Origin of the sequence: Kitasatospora sp. NPDC087315 (genome assembly GCF_044744345.1) — a bacterium.
Taxonomy (GTDB): domain Bacteria; phylum Actinomycetota; class Actinomycetes; order Streptomycetales; family Streptomycetaceae; genus Kitasatospora.
Map to the genome: position 1 here is coordinate 22863 of NZ_JBIUYD010000030.1, position 19699 is coordinate 42561.

Consider the following 19699-nt stretch of genomic DNA (forward strand, 5'->3'; position numbering starts at 1 on the left):
ACGCGGGACGCCCCGCCGGTGGTTGCCACCGGCGGGGCGTACGGGTCAGGTGGGGCGCTCAGCGGACGGCGGTGGCCTCCGTACCGGTCGGCACGGCGGCTTCGGCGGGCCGGGCGGCGCGCCGGGAGAGTTGGCGGACCTGCGGCTCCAGCAGGACGACGGCGCTGAGCAGCAGACAGAGCACCGCACAGGCCCAGAGGGCGCCGGAGAGGCCGAGCGCGTCGGCGGCCGGGCCGGCCAGGGCCGTTCCGACCGGTGCCAGGGAGAGCGAGCCGAGCTGGTCGTAGGCGGAGACCCGGGAGAACATCTCGGCCGGGATCTCCTGCTGCAGGGCGATCATCCAGTTGACGCCGAACACGGTGACCCCGGCGCCGGACAGGAACATCACGGCAACCAGGACCGGCAGCGGCGCGGCCACGGCCAGGGCCAGGGCGGGCAGGCCGAAGAGGAAGACGCCGTAGTTGCCGACGAGCAGGATCCGGCGCGGCTGCCAGCGGACCATCACCAGGCCGGTCACGACCAGGCCGATCCCGTGCGCGGCCAGCGCCAGACCCCAGTCGCCGGCGCCGCCGAGCTGCTCCTTGGCGACGATCGGCCCGTAGACCGCGTCCACCGCGGTGATGCACGCCATCAGGACGGCGAACTGGAGGACGATCACCCAGAGCCAGCGCCGGGAGGCGAACTCCTGCCAGCCCTCGCGCAGATCGCGCAGCATGCCGGGCCCGGCGCCGGCGGTGGGCGCGGCCTCCGCCTCCAGGAGGAAGCGCAGGCAGGCGGCGACCAGGAAGCAGCCGGCGTCCAGCGCGAGCACCCAGCCGGGGCCGACGGCGGCGGTCAGGGCGCCGCCGAGCGCCATACCGCCGATCTGGGCCGAGTTGAGGGCCATCCGGAAGACCGAGAACGCCCGCCCGGCGTGCTCCGTCGACACGCTCTGCATGATCATGCCCTCGGAGGCCGGGGCGTAGAAGGCGTGGCCCGCGCCGCCGGCGGCGGAGAGCAGCATCAACTGCCAGAGCTGGACGTGGCCGGAGAGGACGAGGGCGGCCAGAACGGCCTGGGAGAGGGCGTTGAACAGATTGGCCGCGACCATGACGTGGTGGCGCGGCAGCCGGTCGGCGAGGGCGCCGCCGACCATCAGCAGCAGGACGACCGGCACCAGACGGGCCGCGGTGACATACCCGACCTCGGTGGTGGAGCCACCGCTGTCCATGACGGCGAAGGCGGTGGCGATCGGGGCGCCGGCGTTGCCGAGGCCGCTGATCACGGTGGCGGCGGTCTGGATGCGGTAGTTGCGGCCGGCCCAGGGGAAACGGGGGCGGCGTGCGGGTTGGCTGGGCACCTGGAGACTATGCCGGGCGAACTGTCAGCTGTCCAGCGGGTTTTCGGGCCTTACCGGCGGTGGTGGGGCGGGTACGGGGCGGGGCGCGGGGCAGGCCCTATCCGAGGTGGCCGTGGAGGAAGCTGAGGGTGCGCCGCCAGGCCGTCCGGGCCTGGAGCGGGTCGTAGCCGCCGAGCGGGTTCTCGTCGTTCATGAAGGCGTGCCCGGCCGGGTAGAAGTGGATCTCGGGGCGGACGTCGGTCGCCTCGCCGATGCGGATCGCCGCCTCGTCCACGGCCGCCATCGGGATCGAGCGGTCCCGCTCGCCGAAGTGGCCGAGGACGTGCGCGGTCAGGCCCCGGTAGTCGAAGTCCTGGTCCGGCGGGAGCCCGTAGAACGGGACCACGGCGGCCACCCGGTCGCCCGCCGCGGCGCCGAGCAGCAGGGCGAAGCCGCCGCCCATGCAGAAGCCGACCACCCCGACGGCGTCCCCGACCACGCCGTCGAGCCCGAGCAGGAAGTCGACCGCGCCGCCGAGGTCCGCCACGGCCCGCTCGACCGGCAGCTCGCGCCTCAGCCGGGCGGCCTCCGCGCTGTCGTGGGTGGTGGCACCGCCGAACAGGTCGGGTGCGAGGACGGTGAAGCCCTCGGCGGCGAAGCGGTCCGCCATGGTCGCGATGTGCGAGGTGAGCCCCCACCACTCCTGCACCACCACCAGGCCGGGGCCGACGCCCTGCGGCGGACGGGCCAGATAGCCGTGGGCCCGACGCCCGTTGCTCGGGAAGGTGACGTTCTGCCGGGAGCCGCCCTGATCAGGCATGGCTTCCTCTCGGTGGGACGGGCCGCGCGGCGCGGCGACGACTGCGGGGGCCTGTACGTCAGCCCATCTCCTCCAGGGCGCGGCCCTTGGTCTCCTTGATGCAGAAGGCCACGAAGGGGATCGAGAGCAGCGCGAAGGCGGCGTAGACGACGTACGTCGCCGACAGGTTCCAGTCGGCGAGGTCGGGGAAGGTGACGGTGATCGCCCAGTTGGCGATCCACTGGGCCGAGGCGGCGACCGACAGGGCGAGCGCCCGGATCCGGTTGGGGAACATCTCGCCGAGCAGGACCCAGACCACCACGCCCCAGGAGAACGCGAAGCAGAACACGAAGACGTGCGCGGCGACCAGCGCGACCGTGGCGTGGGTGTTGTCCAGCGTGGCGGTGTCGCCGGTGCCGTGCCGGTAGGAGAACGCCCAGGCGGCGGTGGACAGCGCGATCGCCATGCCCGTCGAACCGGCCAGCGCCAGCGGCTTGCGGCCGATCCGGTCCACCAGCGCCATCGCGACCACCGTTCCGATGACGTTGATGATCGAGGTGGAGAGGCTGATCAGCAGTGAGTTGGCCTCGTTGATGCCGACGGACTGCCAGAGGAAGGACGAGTAGTAGAAGATCACGTTGATGCCGACGAACTGCTGGAACACCGAGGCGCCGATGCCGACCCAGACGATCGGCAGCAGCCCGAACCGGCCGCCCAGCAGGTCCTTCGGCCGGGGCTTGTGGGTGGACTCCAGCACCGCCCGGATCTCGGCGACCCGGGCGTCCAGGTCCACCCCCGCGCCCTCCACCTCCAGCAGCACCTTGCGCGCCTGCTCCTCGCGGTGGTCGGCGATCAGATAGCGCGGAGACTCCGGGATGGCCAGCGCCATCAGGCCGTACACCAGCGCCGGGACGGTCTCCACACCGAGCATCCACTGCCAGGCCTGGATACCGCCGAGGTGGCCGGTGGACTCGCCGCCGGCGGCCTGGTTGAGCGCCCAGTTGGCGAGCTGGGAGACGGTGATGCCGAGCACGATCGCCATCTGCTGGAAGGACGCGAGCCGGCCGCGGTAGGCGGTCGGGGCGACCTCGGCGATATAGGTGGGCGCGATGACGGAGGCGATGCCGATCGCGATGCCACCGACCACCCGCCAGGCCGCGAGCACCTGGATGCTCGGCGGGAACATCGAGCCGGCACCGCTGATCGCGAAGAGGGTCGCGGCGAGCAGCATGGTGCGGACCCGGCCGAGGTGATCGGCGAGCCGGCCCGCGATGACCGCGCCGGCCGCCGAGCCGAGCAGCGCGATGGCCACCACGAAGGCGGTCTCGCTGTTGCCCACCCCGAAGTGCCGCTGGATGCCCGTCACCGCGCCGTTGATCACCGCACTGTCGTAGCCGAACAGGAAGCCGCCCATCGCGGCGGCGGCGGAGATGAACACGACGTGCCCGAGGTGCGCCTCGCCGGACGCCTGATGACTGTCGAGTGTGGACATGCGCGCTCCCCGAGTGGACGGGCCCGCCGGCATCCGGATGGGCGGGATTCGTCTCACATCCGACCAGTAGTCGGTGGATCCCGCCCGAGATCGAGCCGATCGGGTGACGTGGTGTCAGCGCTGCTACCCGCTCCGCCGGGCGTTACGCCGGAGCAGTTGGACCCGGGCCGCGGTGTCCAGGCCGCGGCCGCGTTCGGCCAGGCGGTCGGCGATGGCGTGCTGCTCGGCCGCGGGCTTCTTGTCGTCGTACTTGAACTTGGCGCGCACCTCGCGGACCGTCAGCCGCAGCCCGCGCAGGCCCGGGAGGAGCCGGCCGAACGGGCTGTCGCCGGGGGTGACCCGGATCTGCGGGGTCTCGGGCTGGAAGTGGGCCAGCTGGCGGTTGAGGATCTCCGCCTTGCCGGCCGCGTCCTCGACCAGCTCGGCGGTGCAGGAGAACTGGACGGAGGCGTAGTAACTGGTCGGCGTGCCGGGCTCGCCGCGCCAGTGGCCCGGGGCGAAGACGTAGTCGTCGGTCACCGAGAGGGTCACCTGGGGGTCGGCCCGGACGGCGGCGAGCAGCGGGTTGGGCGCGGCGAGGTGGAGCAGGACCTCGCCGCGCTCGGCGTCCAGCAGGAAGTGGGTGGGGACCAGGACGGGGCCCTGGCCGGGCGGGCCGTTGGCGGCGAGCAGGCCGAAGTCGCGGCCCTCGGCGAGCCAGGCGCGCCACTCGGCCTCGTCGCCCCGGTCCCAGGACCTGATCAGCATCGTCGGGCCCCCGTCAGCGGGAGAGGTCGCGCAGGTGCGCGGGGAGCGGAACGGTGGTGGACGCGGCCGGTTCGGGGGTGCCGTGCACCGTGGCGACCGGCACCACGCCGGCCCAGTGCGGCAGACCGAGGTCGGCCTCGTCGTCGTCGGCGCCGTCGGCGCGGGTCTTGGCGGAGACCTCGTCCAGGTCGAGGCGGATCACCGCGGTGGCGGCGAGCTCCCTGGCGTTGGCCGGGCGGACCTCGGCGGAGCGGCCGGGGACGGCGTGGTCGACCAGCGCGTCCAGCGCGGTCGTCAGCTCCTCCGGGTCGGTGACCTGGTGGGCGGTGCCGTGGGCGACCACCGAGCGGAAGTTGACCGAGTGGTTGAACGCGGACTTGGTCAGCACCAGGCCGTCGACCAGGGTGACGGTGACGCAGACCGGCAGGCCCTGGTCGCCCGCGGCGCCGCGCAGCGGACGGCTGCCGGTGGAGCCGTGGACGTAGAGGCGGTCGCCGACGCGGGCGTAGATGGTCGGCAGGACGACCGGGGCGCCGTCGGCGATGAAACCCAGGTGGCAGATGTAAGCGCTGTCGAGGATGGCGTGGATCGCGTCCTGCTCCCAGGTGGCGCGGTCCTTGTAGCGGGTCGGGGTGGTGCGCGGGGTGCGGGAGTAAACCGGGGTGCCGCCAGACATGACAACCTCTATGTACTAGTGCATAATCTGTTTTGTGCTAGGAGACTATCCGATCAAGGGGCGGCGCGCCAGCGAAATCGCGGCCGACGTCGAGCGGGGCGTGAGCAGCGGACGGCTCGCGCCCGGAACCCCACTGCCCCCGCTGCGCGACCTGGCCGGCGAGCTCGGCGTCAACCCCAACACGGTCGCCGCCGCCTACCGGCTGCTCCGCGACCGCGGGGTGATCGAGACGGCCGGCCGCAAGGGCAGCCGCATCCTCCCCAGGCCCGCGCTCACCCCGCGCGACCAGATCCGCGTGCCCGTGCCCCCGCACGCCCGCGACCTGTCCGGCGGCAACCCCGACCCGGCACAGCTGCCCGACCTCACCCCGGCCCTCGCGGCCGCCGCCGAGGCCGCCCGCCGCGAGCCGGTGCAGTACGGGCACCCGGCCGCCGACCCCGGGCTGCTCGCCCTCGCCGGCGCCGCCTTCGCGGCCGACGGCCTCCCCGACGGGCCGATCGCCGTCGCCTCCGGCTCGCTCGACACCATCGAGCGCATCCTCGCCACCCGGCTGCGCCCCGGCGACGCCGTCGCCGTCGAGGATCCGGGCTGGGGGAGCCTGCTGGACCTGCTGCCCGCGCTCGGTCTCAAGCCCGCGCCCGTCCGGCTGGACGACGACGGCCCGCTGCCCGACGCGCTCGCCGGGGCGCTGGCGGACGGCGCCCGCGCGGTGATCGTCACCAGCCGCGCGCAGAACCCGACCGGGGCCGCGCTCACCGCCACCAGGGCCGGAGAGCTGCGCGAGGTGCTGGCCGGGTACCCCGGGGTGCTGCTGATCGAGGACGACCACGGGCACGGCATCGTCGACCAGCCGTACCACCCGCTGGTCGGCTCCGGCCCGGAACGCTGGGCGGTGGTGCGCTCGGCGGCCAAGGCGTACGGGCCGGACCTGCGGCTCTCGGTCGCGGTCGGGGACGAGGACACCATCGGGCGGGTCTCGGGCCGGCAGCGGCTCGGGGCCGGCTGGGTCAGCCATCTGCTGCAGCGCACCGTCGCGGAACTGTGGCGGACCGACGCGGCGCCGGCCGGGCGGGTGGCCGCCGCCTATCGGGAGCGCCGGGACGCGCTGCTGGGGGAGTTGGCCGCGCGTGGCATCGAGGCGCACGGCGCCAGCGGGCTGAACGTCTGGGTGCCCGTGCCGGACGAGACGTCCGCGCTGGTCGCCCTGGTGCAGCGCGGCTGGGTGGCGGCGCCCGGCGCGCGCTACCGGATGCAGTCCCCGCCGGGGATGAGGCTCACCATCGCGGAGCTGGACCCGGCCGACGCGCGGCGGCTGGCCGAGGACCTGGCGGCCGTGCTGGGGACGGGCGGTGTCGGCTCGCGGCTGATCTGAACCGGAGCCGGAGCCGGAGCCGGAGCGGGAGTCGGGGTCGGAGCCGGGGCGGCCGTTGTGCGGCGGCCGCCCCGGCGCCGGTCAGCCCTTGGCGAGCAGCGCCTCGGCGTGCGCCCTGACCTGATCCTTCGTCAGATAGGCGTCGGTGTACTCGAAGTCCTGCAGCCGGGCGGGCTGGCGGGCCAGGAAGCCGGTGCGGACGAAGTCGTCTCCGGCGGTGGCGTTCAGCAGCCAGTTGGCGCCGACCCGGAACTTGGCGACATTGGTGCGCATCGCCATCAGGTGGTAGCCGCGCGCCACCAGCTGGGCCGGCACCCCGTGCAGCTCCACGCCCAGCGGCTTGGAGACCGCGTCCTTGCCGCCGAGGTCCACCACCAGGCCCAAGTCCTTGTGGTAGTAGGGCTCCAGGGGTCGGTTGTGGAGCGCGGCGAGCACGTTGTCCGCGACCGCCCGGCCCTGGCGGGCGGAGTGCTGGGCGGTCGGCGGGCAGACCGCGCCGTCGCCCTTGGAGAGGTCCGGCACCGCGGCCGCGTCGCCGAGCGCGAACACACCCTGGAACTGCGGCACCCGCATCTCCGCCGTCACCGCGATCCGGCCGCGCACCGTCTCGGCGTCCAGCGTGCCGATCAGCGGGCTGGCCGCGACGCCCGCCGTCCAGATCAGCGTGCGGCAGGGCAGCACCCGGCCGTCGGTGAACTTCACCGATTCGGCGCCGACTTCGGCCACCGAGACGCCCAGCGAGACCTCGATGCCGCGCTCGCGCAGCACCTCCAGGGCGGCGAGGCCCAGCGCGTCGCCCAGCTCCGGCATCAACTTGGGCGCGATGTCGATCAGATGCCACTTGATCTGCCGGGCGTCCAGCCGTGGGTAGCGTTTGGCGGCCGCGGTGGTCAGCCGCTGCAGGCAGGCGGCGGTCTCGGTGCCCGCGTAGCCGCCGCCGACCACCACGAACTGGAGCCGGGACTCGCGCTCCTTCTGGTCCAGGGTGGCCGAGGCGAGGTCGAGTTGAGCGATCACGTGGTCGCGGACGTAGGCCGCCTCGGCGAGCGTCTTCATCCCGCGCGCGTAGTCCGTCAGGCCCGGGATGTCGAAGGTGCGGGTCACGCTGCCGGGGGCGAGCACCAGGTAGTCGTACTTCTGCGCCACCACCTCGTCGGTGATCTTGCGGACCACACAGACCTTGGAACGCGGGTCGATCCCGATCGCGCCGCCGGGCACGATGTGGGTGCGGCGCAGTGTGCGGCGCAGCGAGACCGCGACCGACTGCGGAGTCAGCACCCCGGCGGCCACGTGCGGCAGCAGCGGGAGGTAGAGCTGATAACTGAACGGCGTGACCAGCGAGATCTCCGCCTCCGAGGGCGTGAGCTTGTGTTCGAGGCGGCGAGCGCACTCCAGTCCGGCGAAGCCGCCGCCCACGATCAGGATCCGAGGTCGTTCCATCGTTCATCCCTTACAGCGCAGGTCGTCCAGTGCAGGGTCCGGGGCCTCAGACGCGCCCTATTGCCCGCCACACTCGCACGGAGCAGCGTGGGCTGCCACCGGGGAGGCGCGGATGGCGCAGACGCGCCGGAGTTACCCGCCTCGCGCATATGCCCGATAGGCTGTCGGGCGTGCTCACCGAGGTGACGGCGATCCGTTATGTGACGCCACTGCGAGAAGGCGGCTCGATGCCGGGCCTGGTCGAGGCGGACGACCGACGGCTGTACGCCCTGAAATGGGTCGGCGCGGCGCAGGGCCGCAAGGCGCTGGTGGCGGAGGTGCTGGCGGGTGAACTCGGCCGCCGGCTGGGCCTTCCGGTGCCGGAGCTGGTCACCGTCGATCTGGATCCGGTGCTCGCCCGCAGTGAGCCGGACCCGCTGATCCAGGACCAGATGCGGGCCAGCGGCGGAGTCAACCTGGGCATGGCCTTTGTCAGCGGCGCGCTCAACTTCGATCCGCTCTGCTTCGACGTGGACGCCGGACTGGCCGGGCAGGTGCTCTGGTTCGACGCGCTGATCGGCAATGTGGACCGCTCCTGGCGCAACCCCAACCTGCTGGTCGCCACCGGCGGGCTGCGGCTGATCGACCACGGTGCGAGCCTCATCTTCCATCACCACTGGGCGGGCGCGGCCTCCTGGATCCGCCGCCCGTACGACGCCTCCGACCACGCGCTGCTGCGGGCCGAGCCCGATCTGCCGGCGGCCGACAAGGCGCTCGCCCCGATCGCCGAGGCGGCGATCGGGGATGCGGTGGCGCAGATCCCCGACGTCTGGCTGGCGGACGAACCCGGCTTCGACTCGCCCGAGGCGGTGCGCGCCGCGTACCGCGCCCAGCTCACCGAGCGACTGGCCGGTCCGCGCGACTGGCTGCCGGAGGTGTCCGCATGACCGAGCCCCTGCCGCCGGCCCTGCCGGCCGTCGCCGAGCTGCACGACTACGAGTACGCGGTGATCCGGGCGGTGCCCCGGGTCGAGCGCGGGGAGTGCGTCAACGTCGGGGTGCTGCTGTACTGCCGGCAGAGCGGGCACCTGGCCGCCCGGACCCACCTCGACCAGGGCCGGCTGCTGGCGCTCGACCCGGTGGCGGACGTCGCCGGGGTGCGCCGCGCGCTGCACGGGATCGAGGCGGTCTGCGTGGGCGGCCCGCCGGCCGGTCCGGCGGCGGCCGACAGCCCCGGGCAGCGGTTCCGCTGGCTGACGGCGCCGCGCAGCGCGATCGTCCAGCCGGGGCCGGTGCACACCGGGCTGACCGCCGATCCGGAGGCGGAACTGCGGCGGCTCTTCGACCAGTTGGTGCTCTGACCGCCGTTCCGGCCGCTGCCCCGCGGGCGGGGAGGCGGGTGCCGCGGGGCGGAGGAAGAGCGGGTGAGCGGTTGGCCGGCGGACCTTTGCTGTGGTCAAAGCTTGAGTTACTGAAGCACTCGGTCGTACGCTGACCCCATGGGTTCGACAGCGACGACGACCGTACCGACCAACCCCGAGTTGATGGAGGTGTTGGCCGCCGTGGGCGCCGCGTACTTCCAGGACTTCGCGGCGGCGGCGGCCCGGCATGGCCTCTCCTCCTCGCAGGCCAAGGCACTGGGGGCGGTGCAGGAGCCGGTGCCGATGCGGGCGCTGGCCGGGCGGCTCGGCTGCGACGCCTCGAACGTGACCGGGATCGTCGACCGGCTGGAGTCGCTGGGCCTGGCCCACCGTGAGGCCGCGGCCGGTGACCGGCGGGTCAAGATCGTCGTCATCACCGAGCAGGGCCGGGCGATCCTGGGCCTGATCCGCGGCGAGATGGCCCGTACCCACCAGGCCTTCGAGGCGATGAGCGACGAGCAGCGGGTGGCCCTGCACTCGATCTGCTCCCAGGTGCTGCCGGTGCTGAGCGGCCGGGCGGTCAGCCCGCAGTAGCCAGCAGCCGGGCGGTGGAGCACCGGGCCAGCTCCTCGGCGTGCCCGGGCAGGGCGCCGTCGGCGCGCAGGTGGCGGCGGACGGTGCTGCGGCACACCCTGGCGATGCGTACCCGCGGTCCGGCGCGGCTGACCCGGCCGCTGGTCTACCGGCCGCTGCGCGACGCCCTGATCGAGGACTGCTTGGACCGGGCCGAGCGCGCCGGCGCGGGAACGGTGGCCCGGCCGGCGCGCTGGAGCGGGTGGGTCAGAGTGCTGCGGCGAGGACTGCGGGCAGCGGCGCGTGGTGGAGCAGGGTGAGCCGGCGGGTGGCCCGGGTGAGGGCGACGTAGAGGTCCTGGCCGACCTTCGGGGACTGGGCGAGGATGGCGGCCGGGTCGACGACCACCACCGTGTCGAACTCGAGTCCCTTGCAGCCCGCGACCGTCAGCCACCCCGAGCGGGCGGCCAGGGCGTCCGGCGCGATCACGCCGAGGGTGCCGACCGGGGCGGGCAGCCGGGCCAGGGCGGTGGTGTAGTCGGCGTCCGGGACGTGGACGGCGCTCGGCGGCTCGGCGTCGTCGCGGACGGACTCGGGCGGCCGCTGGTCGGGGGCGACGCTGCGCAGGACGGCCGCGGCCGGCCTCATGATGGCGGCGGGCGTGCGGTAGTTGACGGTCAGCCGCTGCTCGCGCCAGCGGCCGGCCAGATGCGGGTCCAGCATCTCGGCCCAGGACCGGGCGCCGGCCGCCGAACCGGTCTGGGCGAGGTCGCCGACGACGGTCAGCGAGCTGGTCGGCACCCGGCGCAGTACGGCCCGCCAGGCCATCGCGGACAGCTCCTGCGCTTCGTCGACCACCACGTGTCCGTACGCCCAGGTGCGGTCGGCGGCCGCCCGTTCGGCGGTGGAGCGGTACGGGCCGTCGTCGTGGAACCGATCGGCCAGCAGGGCCGGGTCCAGGGTGGCGTTGCCGGTCTGCCCGGTGATGGTCAACACGCCCTGGGCGTAGGCGAGTTCATCGGCCCGGCCGCGCTCCGCCGCGCGGGCCCGGGCGCGGGCGGGGGCGTCGTCCTCGCCGAGCAGCTCGGCGGCCTCGTCCAGCAGCGGGACGTCCTCGACCGTCCACGGGCCGCCTGGCGGGCGGAGCAGCGCGGCGCGTTCGGCGGGGGAGCGGCCGGGGGTGGCGGCGGTCAGCAGGGCCCGGTCGGTGAGCAGCCGTTCGACCAGGCCCTCGGGGGTCAGCTTCGGCCAGAGCGCGCCCAGCGCGGCCCGGACGTCCGGCCGCTCCCACAGCTCGCGCGGGGCGTAGCGGGCCTCCTCCTCGTCGTACTGGCGGCCGAGGACGAGCGCCTGGGCGACGGCGAGGGCGTCCAGCAGGGTGCGCAGGAAGAACCCGCGGGCCCGGTTGTGCGGCAGCCGCAGGCCGCGGGCGGCCGCGCGGGCTTCGGCGCAGACCCGGTGCGACAGACGCAGCCCGTCGCCGAGGTCGAGTCCGTCGGCGGGCGCCGACTGGTGGGCCCGGACGGCGCGTTGGAGGACGTCGGCCATCCAGGGGCCGCCCTTGGCGACGGCGGTGGCGGGGGTGTCGGAGGCCGTGGCGTCGACACCGGGGAAGAGCCCGCCGACGGTGCAGAGCACCACCTCGGTCTCGCCGAGCGCGGGCAGGACCTGGTCGATGTAGCGCAGGAAGGCCGGGCTGGGGCCGACGACCAGCACGCCGCGCCGCTCCAGCACCGCGCGGTGCGTGTACAGCAGATAGGCGGCGCGGTGCAGGGCGGCGACGGTCTTGCCGGTGCCGGGGCCGCCCTGGACGACCAGGGCGCCGGAGAGCGGGGCGCGGATCACCCGGTCCTGCTCGGTCTGGATGGTGGCCACCGCGGTGCCCATCCGGTCGGTGCGCTCGCGGCCCAGCGCGGCCAGCAGGGCGGCCTCGCCGACCAGGGTGCGCCGGCCCTCCTCGCCGAGGCCGGCCAGGTCGAGGGCCTCGTCGTCCAGGCCGGTGACGGTGCGGTCGCGGGTGTGCAGATGGCGGCGGCGCACCACGGTGCCGGGGTCGGCCGGGGTGGCGGTGTAGAAGGGGCGGGCGGCGGGGGCGCGCCAGTCCAGCAGCAGCGGCTCGTACTCCTCGTCGGTCAGTCCGGTGCGGCCGATGTGGTGAACGGTGCCGTCGCGTGCGTCGAGCCGGCCGAAGCAGAGGCCGCGTTCGACGGCGTCCAGCCGGGCGCACCGGCGGGCGGCCTCGGTGGCACGGACCTCGCGCTCCAGCCTGGCCTGGTGGGTACCGCCGGCGCCGGCCTGGGCGAGGACGCCGTCCAGGGTGCGGCGGGTCTCCTCCCGGACGGTGTCCAGCCGGGCGTACAGCCGGGTGAGGCAGGCCTGTTCGGTGCGCAGGGCCTCGGCGAGCGCCTCGGCCGCCGACGGCTCCGGGGGTACGGCAGGGTTCGCCGCCGGTTCCGGATGTGCTGGTGCTCCCGGGCGGGCTGTCGGTTCCGCTGGAAATTCGTCCATCGATGTGGTATCCTTGCGGTGAGGAGTTTGTAGTGCCTCTAATTTTCCGTGCTCAAGTGACCCAGCCTACCCGATGCGCGGCCGTTCCGGCTGACCTCGGCTGTTAGGCTTGCGAAGCGTGAGCGCGAAGCCCCAGATCCCCAATGTCCTGGCCTCCCGGTACGCCTCGGCGACCCTGGCCCAGCTGTGGTCCCCCGAGCACAAGGTGGTCCTCGAGCGCCACCTGTGGCTCGCCGTCCTGAAGGCCCAGCAGGACCTCGGTGTCGAGGTGCCCGCCACCGCCGTCGCCGACTACGAGCGCGTGGTCGACCAGGTCGACCTCGGCTCCATCGCCGCCCGTGAGCGGATCACCCGCCACGACGTGAAGGCCCGGATCGAGGAGTTCAGCGAGCTCGCCGGTCACGAGCAGATCCACAAGGGGATGACCTCCCGGGATCTGACCGAGAACGTCGAGCAGCTGCAGATCCGCCAGTCGCTGGAGCACGTGCGGGACCGCACGGTGGCCGTCCTGGTCCGCCTCGGCCGTCTCTCCGCCCAGCACGCCGAGCTGGTCATGGCCGGCCGTTCGCACAACGTGGCCGCGCAGGCCACCACCCTGGGCAAGCGCTTCGCGACCGTCGCCGACGAGCTGCTGGTCGCCTTCAGCCGCCTGGAGGAGCTGATCGCCCGCTACCCGCTGCGCGGGATCAAGGGCCCGGTCGGCACCGCCCAGGACATGCTGGACCTGCTCGGCGGCGACACCGACAAGCTCGCCGAGCTGGAGCGCCGGGTGGCCGGCCACCTCGGCTTCCAGAACGTGCTGACCAGCGTCGGCCAGGTCTACCCGCGCTCGCTGGACTTCGAGGTGCTCACCGCCCTCGTCCAGCTCTCCGCCGCGCCCTCCAGCCTGGCCAAGACCATCCGTCTGATGGCCGGCCACGAGCTGGTCACCGAGGGCTTCAAGGAGGGCCAGGTCGGCTCCTCCGCGATGCCGCACAAGATGAACACCCGCTCCTGCGAGCGCGTCAACGGCCTGGCCGTCATCCTGCGCGGCTACGCCTCGATGACCGCCGAGCTGGGCGGCGACCAGTGGAACGAGGGCGACGTCTCCTGCTCGGTGGTCCGCCGGGTCGCGCTGCCGGACGCCTTCTTCGCCTTCGACGGCCTGCTGGAGACCTTCCTGACCGTCCTCGACGAGTTCGGCGCCTTCCCGGCCGTGATCGAGGCCGAGCTGGACCGCTACCTGCCGTTCCTGGCCACCACCAAGGTGCTGATGGGCGCGGTGCGGGCGGGCGTCGGCCGGGAGACCGGGCACGAGGTCATCAAGGAGCACGCCGTCGCCTCCGCGCTGGCGATGCGGGCCGGCGCCCGGGAGAACGAGCTGCTGGACCGGCTGGCCGCCGACGAGCGGATCCCGCTGGACCGGGCCGCCCTGGACGCGCTGCTCGCCGACCGGCTCTCCTTCACCGGTGCGGCCGGCGCCCAGGTCGCCGAGGTGGTCCGCCGGGTCGAGGCCGTCGCGGCCGCGTACCCGGAGGCCGCCAAGTACGCGCCGGGCGACATCCTCTGACGCCCCGTCTGCACTGACGCCGCGCCTGCGCCGGTGTGCCGTCAGTTCGCCGAGGGCCCTGCCGCCGTTCCGGTGGCGGGGCCCTCGGCCGTTCCGGCGTCGACGTGGCCCGGGTCGAGCGGCGGGGCGTTGGTGCCGCAGGACCACTGGCAGTCCGGCTCGGCCACCGGGCGGTGGTCCTCGGGGGCCAGCACATTGCCCCGGACGGTGGTGACGGCCACCAGCGCGCCGGCGACCAGCAGCCCGGCGCAGATCAGCATCGCGGTGTGGAAGGCCGAGTCCACCGAGGCGGGCACCCGGTAGGCCTCGCCGCTGAGACCGGCCAGGGCGGGCAGGGCGGCGACCGCGAGCAGGCCGGCGGCCCGGGCGGCGGCGTTGTTGACACCGCTGGCGATGCCCGCGTGCCGGACCTCCACCGCCGCCAGCACCGTGGCGGTCAGCGGCGCGACCAGCAGCACCATCCCGCAGCCCAGCACGGTGACGGCGGGCAGCACGTCCGCCCAGTACGAGGCGCCGGGGCCGATCCGCAGCATCAGCAGCACACCGCCCGCGCAGAGCAGCGGACCCACGGTGAGCGGCAGCCGCGGGCCGATCCGCTTGCCGAGCCGCCCGGCGCGTGCCGACAGGGCCAGCATCAGGACGGTGACCGGGATCAGGGACAGCCCGGAGACCAGCGGGGAGAACCCGGAGACCGTCTGCAACTGCACCACCAGGAGGAAGAACACTCCGCTGAAGGCCGCGTACACGCAGAGGGTGACCAGGTTCACCGCGGTGAACAGCCGGGAGGAGAAGAGGCCGAGCGGCAGCATCGGCTCCGGGCTGCGGCGCTCCACCGAGACGAAGGCCGCCCCCAGCAGCAGGCCGGCCACGCCGGTCACCCAGACGGACGCGGACACCCCTCCACCGGCCGCCGTCAGCGCGTAGGTGATCGCGCCCAGGGTCAGGGCGGCGAGCAGTGCGCCGAGGACGTCGAACCGGCCGGTCGCACTCTCGTCCCGGCTCTCCGGCACATGCCGGGCCGCCACCGCGACCACCAGGACGGCGAGCGGGACGTTCAGCAGGAAGATCCACCGCCAGCCGGGGCCGTCCACCAGCCAGCCGCCGAGGAACGGCCCGACCGCGGCCGACACCCCGCCGAGGCCGGACCAGAGGCCGACCGCCGCCGAGCGGTCGTCCGGGTGGAAGACGGCCTGGAGCATCGCCAGTGAGCCGGGGGTGAGCAGGGCGCCGCCGATGCCCTGCACGGCGCGGGCGATGACCAGCACGCCGATGGTGGGCGCGGCGGCGCAGGCCGCCGAGGCGACGGCGAACCAGACCACGCCGATCAGGAACACCCGGCGGCGGCCGTAGCGGTCGCCGAGCGCGCCGCCGAGCAGGATCAGCCCGGCCAGGGTCAGCAGATAGGCGTTGAGCGTCCATTGCAGGGCGGCGAGGGGGGCGCCCAGATCGGCGCCGATCCGGGGCAGGGCGACGTTCACCACGGTGCCGTCGAGCATCGCCATGCTGGAGCCGAGCACCGTCGCCAGTAGTACCCAGCGACCCTGCGCGGTGCCCAGGCGCAGGGTGCCGGCCTCGGAGGTGGCCACCGCCCGATCGTGCGCCCCGCGGGCCGACGTGACAAGGGTCACCGGGGGGTGTGTCGGCGAATGGCATTCCGTAGGTGATCGCGTGCGTACTGACGCGGATATCGGCGGAGTGTCGCCGGGCGGTCGCTCCAGGTCAATGGATTGTGTGCGTACCGTGCAGCCGATCATTCGGAGTGTCACGACGCCTCGGGGCTTTGTGGTGACTTCACGTGATCGACATTGCTTAGCCCGTACGGATGGGTTTTAGTTCAGCGACCGCCCGGCCACGGCCCGGGCGGCCACCGGGTGGAACGCCTAGTCCTGCCGCTGCCCGGTGGTGCGAACTGAACTCTGTACGGCAGGAGCGGGGGACCCAAAGGTAAGTCGCCGGACCGGAATTCACGGTCCGGCTTGGGGTGAAGCCGCATTGCGGCCGGGCAACTCCAGCCCGAACCCGACAGCTCACCTCGTAGGCGTCGGAGAGGAAATCTTCCATGCCCGCACAGGCTCGTCGTATCGCCCTGCCCCGCGCCGCCCGCATCGGTATCGCCACCGCCGTCACCGGCGCCGCTTTCGCCCTTCCGCTGGTGACCGCGATCAGCGCCCAGGCCCACACCGCGCCGGCCGCGAAGCCCCGGCAGAGCAACTCCTCGACCGCCGACGCCGCCCCGGCCGCCGCCCCGCAGCAGGCCGCCCCGGCCGCCGCGCCGGTCGAGCAGAGCTACCAGGTCGTCGGCGGGGACACCCTGTCGAAGATCGCCGACGCCAAGCAGGTCGAGGGTGGCTGGCAGGCGCTGTACGAGCAGAACCGCTCGGTCGTCGGTGCCAACCCGAACCTGATCTTCCCGGGCCAGAAGCTCGCGCTCGGCGCCAAGGCCGCCGCTCCGGCCGAGGCCGCCAAGCCGGCCGCCCCGGTTGCTCCGGCCGCTCCGGCCGCCGCGCCGAAGCCGGTTCAGACCGCCAAGCCGGTCAAGCCCGCCCCGCAGACCCCGGTCCAGACCAAGATCGAGGTCGCCAAGCCCGCCACCCCGGCCCCGGTTACCGTGGCCGGCGTCGCCAGCTACGTCTCCCCGGTCGCCAGCCCGAAGCTCGGCACCGCCTACGGCGTGGCCGGCTCGATGTGGTCCTCCGGCCACCACACCGGCGCCGACTTCGTCGTCTCCACCGGCACCCCGCTGCGCGCCGTCGCGGGCGGCACCGTGGTGAAGGCCGGCAACGGCGGCGCCTACGGCAACGAGGTCGAGATCAAGCTCGCCGACGGCAAGTACGCCCAGTACGCGCACCTGTCCTCGATCGGCGTCAGGATCGGCCAGACCGTCACCGCCGGCCAGCAGATCGGCCTTTCGGGCGCGACCGGCAACGTGACCGGCCCGCACCTGCACTTCGAGATCCGCACCGGTGCGGGGTACGGCACGGACGTCAACCCGATCGCCTACCTGCGGGCGCACGGCGTCGCCATCTGATCGGGCATCAGAACCACCGCTGGGTGCGGGGCGTACGGCCACTCGGGATGGTCATGTCGGGTGACCGCTCGACCGGGTGATCGCCGCACCGACAGTGGCACCCTGGGCGCGGGACACGCCCAGTCGGCCGGCCCGGCTCGCGAGAAATCCTCTCGCGAGCCGGGCCGGCCGTTTTCGTTTTACGTGACGCCAAGGGAAGTTGACGTCTGGTCAGCCCAGTTGACCGGTGGCCTGGTTCAGATCCGGTGGGCGGGCAGCGCGCGGTGTGCGGCGGTCAGCAGCTGGTGTACCCGGTGGCCGAACTCGTCCGCGTCCCGGGCGGGTTCGGGGAAGACCAGACGGACGTCGCGATGGCCGTGCGGGTGGTCCAGGCGCAGCACCAGGCCGTACCGGTCGAGGGCCAGCGGGCGGATCCCGGGCCGCTCGGTGAGTAGGTCCGGGTCGAGCAGGCGGGTGAGCACGGCGAGCGCGTCCGGGTGGTCGTCGGCGAGGTGGGTGAGCAGGCCGGCCTCGTAGCGGGCGAGCGGGTCGGGCCCGGCGAGGGCGAGGTCGGCGCCGGTCAGCGCGGTGGTGCCGTACGGGGTGGAGAGGACGGCGTGTGCGACGTCCAGGCGCAGGTGGACGCCGAGCCCGTCGTCGGCGAGGTGGGCCAGGTGGAGCCGGCCGGCCAGGGAGAGCCGGCCGCGGACGCGGTCGCGGACGGCGACCGGGGCGATGTCGGTGAGGTCCAGGACGACGGCGAGCCCGTCCTGCGCGCGGGTGGCGGCGAGGGTGAGCGGCGCGTCGAGGGGGGCGTGGAGGCGCAGCCGGGAGCCCTGTACCGCGATCGGGGTGTCCAGCTCATGGTGCTCGCCGCAGGCGCGGATCACCACGGAGGAGGTGGCGGTGAGCAGACTGCAGACCCGTTCGGCGGCGGTGGGTTCGGGCGCCTCCGGCGCCTCGGGTGCCGTGGTGTCCACGGGGCTCATGGCTGACCTCCAGTAAGTTAGGTGAGCCTAACCTAATCGCGCCGAGGGGTGCTGGCAAGCGTGGCGTATGTTCACCTGGGCAATATCCGGCGCTTGCAAGTATCTGGATGGTAGACGTATTGTCGGCGCTGGTAGTTGCACATGCAATCGTCTTGGAAAGCAGACTCTCATGCCCCTCGCGCTCCTGGCGCTGGCGATCAGCGCCTTCGGCATCGGCACCACCGAGTTCGTGATCATGGGCCTGCTGCCCGAGGTCGCCGGCGACTTCTCGGTGTCCATCCCCACCGCGGGCCTGCTCATCTCCGGCTACGCGCTCGGCGTCGTGGTGGGCGGACCGCTGCTCACCGTCCTCGGCACCCGGATCCCCCGCAAGGGGATGCTGCTGATGCTGATGGGCCTGTTCATCGCCGGAAACCTGGTCTCCGCCGTGGCGCCCGCCTTCGGCCTGCTGATGGTCGGCCGGATCCTCGCGGCCTTCGCGCACGGCGCGTTCTTCGGGATCGGCTCGGTGGTCGCGGCCGATCTGGTCGCCCCGCAGAAGCGGGCCGGCGCCATCGCCCTGATGTTCACCGGGCTCACCGCCGCCAACGTCCTCGGCGTGCCGATGGGCACCCTGCTCGGCCAGCACTTCGGCTGGCGGTCCACCTTCTACGTGGTCGCGGCGCTCGGCGTGATCGGGTTCGCCGGCATCGCCGCGCTGGTGCCCGTCCAGCGGCGCGCCGAGGGGGCCCGGCTCGGCCCGGAGCTGGCGGTCTTCCGCCGGCCGCAGATCTGGCTCGCGCTGACCATGACGGTGTTCGGCTGGGGTGGCATCTTCGCGATGTTCACCTACATCACGCCGATGATGACCGAGATGGCGGGCTTCGCCGACACCAGCGTCACCTGGCTGCTCTTCCTGTTCGGCATCGGGCTGTTCGTCGGCAACCTGCTCGGCGGCTGGTTCGCCGACCGCGCGCTGATGCGCAGCCTGTACGTGATCCTGGCGGTGCTGGCGGTGCTGCTGTTCGCCTTCACCTTCGCCTCGCACAGCAAGGCCGGCGCGATCATCACCATCCCGCTGATCGGCCTGTTCGGCTTCGCCACCGTCGCGCCGCTGCAGAAGCGGGTGATGGACCAGGCCGCCGGCGCGCCCACGCTGGCCTCGGCCGCCAACATCGCCGCGTTCAACCTGGGCAACGCGCTCTCCGCCTGGCTCGGCGGGCTGGTCATCTCCGCCGGGCTCGGCTACGACGCGCCGAACTGGGTCGGCGGGCTGCTCACCGTCGCCGCGCTGGGCGTCGCCCTGCTCTCCGGCACCCTGGAGCGGCGCGAGGCCAAGGGCGCCGCCCGGGTGGTGGCGCGCGGCGCGGCCGCCGAGCAGGCGGTCACCGCCGGCCGGTGACGGCGGACGAAAGCGCCGGGGCCCGGACGGCCGACTGGTCGTCCGGGCCCCGGCGCGTACCGCCTCGGGCGGCTCAGCCGATCACGGCCTGCGCGTCGATCTCGACCAGCATCGGCTCCTGCGGCAGCTCGACGAAGATCGTGGTGCGGCAGGGCTTCACCCCGCCGGCCTTGACGTTCTCGTCGATGAACTCGGCGTAGACCTCGTTCATCAGCGGGAAGTCGGCGCGCTTGGTCAGGTAGACGCGGAACATCACCACGTCCTCGATGGTGGCGCCGCCGGCCTCGACGATGGCCTTGACGTTCTCCAGCGTCCGCCGGGTCTGCGCCTTGACGTCGCCGTGGTACAGGTACTCGCCGGTGGCCGGGTCCTGCGGGCCCTGGCCGGAGACCTGCAGGATCGGGCCCTTGCGGACGCCCTGGGAGAACATCCAGGCCGGGGCGGGGGCGCCGTCGGTGCGGATCTCGGTCTTGCCGTTGACGGGCTGCTGGTCGCTCATGCGGTGCTTC

Annotated in this window: 17 protein-coding genes and 1 riboswitch; of the genes, 7 read left to right on the forward strand and 10 right to left on the reverse strand. The window is 73.6% G+C overall.

Translation table 11 applies throughout. The features are described from left to right. Nucleotides 1–58 precede the first annotated feature (58 nt). The 5 genes from ACIO5D_RS32900 to ACIO5D_RS32920 form a co-directional block, all read right to left on the reverse strand. Complete coding sequence (locus ACIO5D_RS32900) at nucleotides 59–1339, reverse strand: MFS transporter (RefSeq protein WP_400799661.1); 1281 nt, start codon at nucleotides 1337–1339, stop codon at nucleotides 59–61. Nucleotides 1340–1436: 97 nt separating this feature from the next. After that, a complete protein-coding gene (locus tag ACIO5D_RS32905) occupies nucleotides 1437–2138 on the reverse strand; it encodes an alpha/beta fold hydrolase (RefSeq protein WP_363609136.1) in 702 nt (233 codons plus the stop codon). A 58-nt stretch (nucleotides 2139–2196) separates the two neighbouring features. Continuing rightward, nucleotides 2197–3609, reverse strand: a complete 1413-nt coding sequence (locus ACIO5D_RS32910; RefSeq protein WP_363609134.1) for a sugar porter family MFS transporter — start codon at nucleotides 3607–3609, stop codon at nucleotides 2197–2199. A gap of 123 nt (nucleotides 3610–3732) precedes the next feature. Beyond that, complete coding sequence (locus ACIO5D_RS32915) at nucleotides 3733–4356, reverse strand: FMN-binding negative transcriptional regulator (RefSeq protein ID WP_363609132.1); 624 nt, start codon at nucleotides 4354–4356, stop codon at nucleotides 3733–3735. A gap of 13 nt (nucleotides 4357–4369) precedes the next feature. Further along, nucleotides 4370–5032 (reverse strand): pyridoxamine 5'-phosphate oxidase family protein, encoded by a 663-nt coding sequence (locus ACIO5D_RS32920; RefSeq protein WP_363609130.1) that lies wholly within the window; start codon nucleotides 5030–5032, stop codon nucleotides 4370–4372. A 34-nt stretch (nucleotides 5033–5066) separates the two neighbouring features. Here ACIO5D_RS32920 and ACIO5D_RS32925 point away from each other — a divergent pair, with 34 nt between their 5' ends. Beyond that, nucleotides 5067–6404 (forward strand): aminotransferase class I/II-fold pyridoxal phosphate-dependent enzyme, encoded by a 1338-nt coding sequence (locus ACIO5D_RS32925; RefSeq protein ID WP_363609128.1) that lies wholly within the window; start codon nucleotides 5067–5069, stop codon nucleotides 6402–6404. An 81-nt stretch (nucleotides 6405–6485) separates the two neighbouring features. On the opposite strand, the gene ACIO5D_RS32930 is transcribed toward ACIO5D_RS32925, so the two are convergent. Further along, nucleotides 6486–7844, reverse strand: coding sequence for an NAD(P)/FAD-dependent oxidoreductase (locus ACIO5D_RS32930; protein ID WP_400651199.1), 1359 nt, complete (start codon nucleotides 7842–7844; stop codon nucleotides 6486–6488). Between the two features lie 170 nt (nucleotides 7845–8014). On the opposite strand from ACIO5D_RS32930, the gene ACIO5D_RS32935 reads away from it, so the two are divergent. From ACIO5D_RS32935 to ACIO5D_RS32945, 3 genes are all read left to right on the forward strand, one after another. Then, complete coding sequence (locus tag ACIO5D_RS32935; protein ID WP_400799704.1) at nucleotides 8015–8770, forward strand: HipA family kinase; 756 nt, start codon at nucleotides 8015–8017, stop codon at nucleotides 8768–8770. After that, nucleotides 8767–9183, forward strand: coding sequence for a DUF3037 domain-containing protein (locus ACIO5D_RS32940; RefSeq protein WP_363609125.1), 417 nt, complete (start codon nucleotides 8767–8769; stop codon nucleotides 9181–9183). Before ACIO5D_RS32935 ends, ACIO5D_RS32940 begins: the two co-directional genes overlap by 4 nt. 138 nt (nucleotides 9184–9321) lie before the next feature. Further along, on the forward strand, nucleotides 9322–9777 hold the full coding sequence (locus ACIO5D_RS32945; RefSeq protein ID WP_363609123.1) for a MarR family transcriptional regulator: 456 nt from the start codon (nucleotides 9322–9324) through the stop codon (nucleotides 9775–9777). Nucleotides 9778–10023: 246 nt separating this feature from the next. On the opposite strand, the gene ACIO5D_RS32950 is transcribed toward ACIO5D_RS32945, so the two are convergent. Continuing rightward, nucleotides 10024–12264, reverse strand: coding sequence for a HelD family protein (locus ACIO5D_RS32950; protein WP_400799665.1), 2241 nt, complete (start codon nucleotides 12262–12264; stop codon nucleotides 10024–10026). A gap of 118 nt (nucleotides 12265–12382) precedes the next feature. Between ACIO5D_RS32950 and purB the strand changes: the two genes are divergently transcribed. Continuing rightward, nucleotides 12383–13813: an adenylosuccinate lyase gene (gene purB / locus ACIO5D_RS32955; RefSeq protein WP_363609119.1), complete on the forward strand. Its 1431-nt coding sequence runs from the start codon at nucleotides 12383–12385 to the stop codon at nucleotides 13811–13813. Between the two features lie 41 nt (nucleotides 13814–13854). On the opposite strand, the gene ACIO5D_RS32960 is transcribed toward purB, so the two are convergent. Further along, complete coding sequence (locus ACIO5D_RS32960; RefSeq protein WP_400651860.1) at nucleotides 13855–15315, reverse strand: MFS transporter; 1461 nt, start codon at nucleotides 15313–15315, stop codon at nucleotides 13855–13857. 395 nt (nucleotides 15316–15710) lie between these two features. Beyond that, nucleotides 15711–15869: riboswitch (cyclic di-AMP (ydaO/yuaA leader) on the forward strand. A 3-nt stretch (nucleotides 15870–15872) separates the two neighbouring features. On the opposite strand from ACIO5D_RS32960, the gene ACIO5D_RS32965 reads away from it, so the two are divergent. Beyond that, nucleotides 15873–16841: a peptidoglycan DD-metalloendopeptidase family protein gene (locus ACIO5D_RS32965; RefSeq protein ID WP_400756884.1), complete on the forward strand. Its 969-nt coding sequence runs from the start codon at nucleotides 15873–15875 to the stop codon at nucleotides 16839–16841. 236 nt (nucleotides 16842–17077) lie between these two features. On the opposite strand, the gene ACIO5D_RS32970 is transcribed toward ACIO5D_RS32965, so the two are convergent. Further along, on the reverse strand, nucleotides 17078–17809 hold the full coding sequence (locus tag ACIO5D_RS32970; protein WP_363609114.1) for a DUF2470 domain-containing protein: 732 nt from the start codon (nucleotides 17807–17809) through the stop codon (nucleotides 17078–17080). 169 nt (nucleotides 17810–17978) lie between these two features. Here ACIO5D_RS32970 and ACIO5D_RS32975 point away from each other — a divergent pair, with 169 nt between their 5' ends. Further along, nucleotides 17979–19190: an MFS transporter gene (locus ACIO5D_RS32975; protein ID WP_363609112.1), complete on the forward strand. Its 1212-nt coding sequence runs from the start codon at nucleotides 17979–17981 to the stop codon at nucleotides 19188–19190. A 73-nt stretch (nucleotides 19191–19263) separates the two neighbouring features. Here the strand turns inward: ACIO5D_RS32975 and ACIO5D_RS32980 are convergent, their stop codons facing one another. Beyond that, nucleotides 19264–19689, reverse strand: a complete 426-nt coding sequence (locus ACIO5D_RS32980; RefSeq protein WP_363609110.1) for a RidA family protein — start codon at nucleotides 19687–19689, stop codon at nucleotides 19264–19266. Nucleotides 19690–19699: the final 10 nt, after the last annotated feature.

Excerpts from the sequence above, each read along its gene's own strand:
- ACIO5D_RS32905 (WP_363609136.1), bottom strand. The coding sequence starts at position 2,138 with ATGCCTGATCAGGGCGGCTCCCGGCAGAACGTCACCTTCCCGAGCAAC.
- ACIO5D_RS32910 (WP_363609134.1), bottom strand. The coding sequence starts at position 3,609 with ATGTCCACACTCGACAGTCATCAGGCGTCCGGCGAGGCGCACCTCGGG.
- ACIO5D_RS32915 (WP_363609132.1), bottom strand. The coding sequence starts at position 4,356 with ATGCTGATCAGGTCCTGGGACCGGGGCGACGAGGCCGAGTGGCGCGCC.
- ACIO5D_RS32920 (WP_363609130.1), bottom strand. The coding sequence starts at position 5,032 with ATGTCTGGCGGCACCCCGGTTTACTCCCGCACCCCGCGCACCACCCCG.
- ACIO5D_RS32930 (WP_400651199.1), bottom strand. The coding sequence starts at position 7,844 with ATGGAACGACCTCGGATCCTGATCGTGGGCGGCGGCTTCGCCGGACTG.
- ACIO5D_RS32940 (WP_363609125.1), top strand. The coding sequence starts at position 8,767 with ATGACCGAGCCCCTGCCGCCGGCCCTGCCGGCCGTCGCCGAGCTGCAC.
- ACIO5D_RS32945 (WP_363609123.1), top strand. The coding sequence starts at position 9,322 with ATGGGTTCGACAGCGACGACGACCGTACCGACCAACCCCGAGTTGATG.
- ACIO5D_RS32950 (WP_400799665.1), bottom strand. The coding sequence starts at position 12,264 with ATGGACGAATTTCCAGCGGAACCGACAGCCCGCCCGGGAGCACCAGCA.
- ACIO5D_RS32960 (WP_400651860.1), bottom strand. The coding sequence starts at position 15,315 with ATGGCGATGCTCGACGGCACCGTGGTGAACGTCGCCCTGCCCCGGATC.
- ACIO5D_RS32965 (WP_400756884.1), top strand. The coding sequence starts at position 15,873 with ATGCCCGCACAGGCTCGTCGTATCGCCCTGCCCCGCGCCGCCCGCATC.
- ACIO5D_RS32970 (WP_363609114.1), bottom strand. The coding sequence starts at position 17,809 with ATGAGCCCCGTGGACACCACGGCACCCGAGGCGCCGGAGGCGCCCGAA.
- ACIO5D_RS32975 (WP_363609112.1), top strand. The coding sequence starts at position 17,979 with ATGCCCCTCGCGCTCCTGGCGCTGGCGATCAGCGCCTTCGGCATCGGC.
- ACIO5D_RS32980 (WP_363609110.1), bottom strand. The coding sequence starts at position 19,689 with ATGAGCGACCAGCAGCCCGTCAACGGCAAGACCGAGATCCGCACCGAC.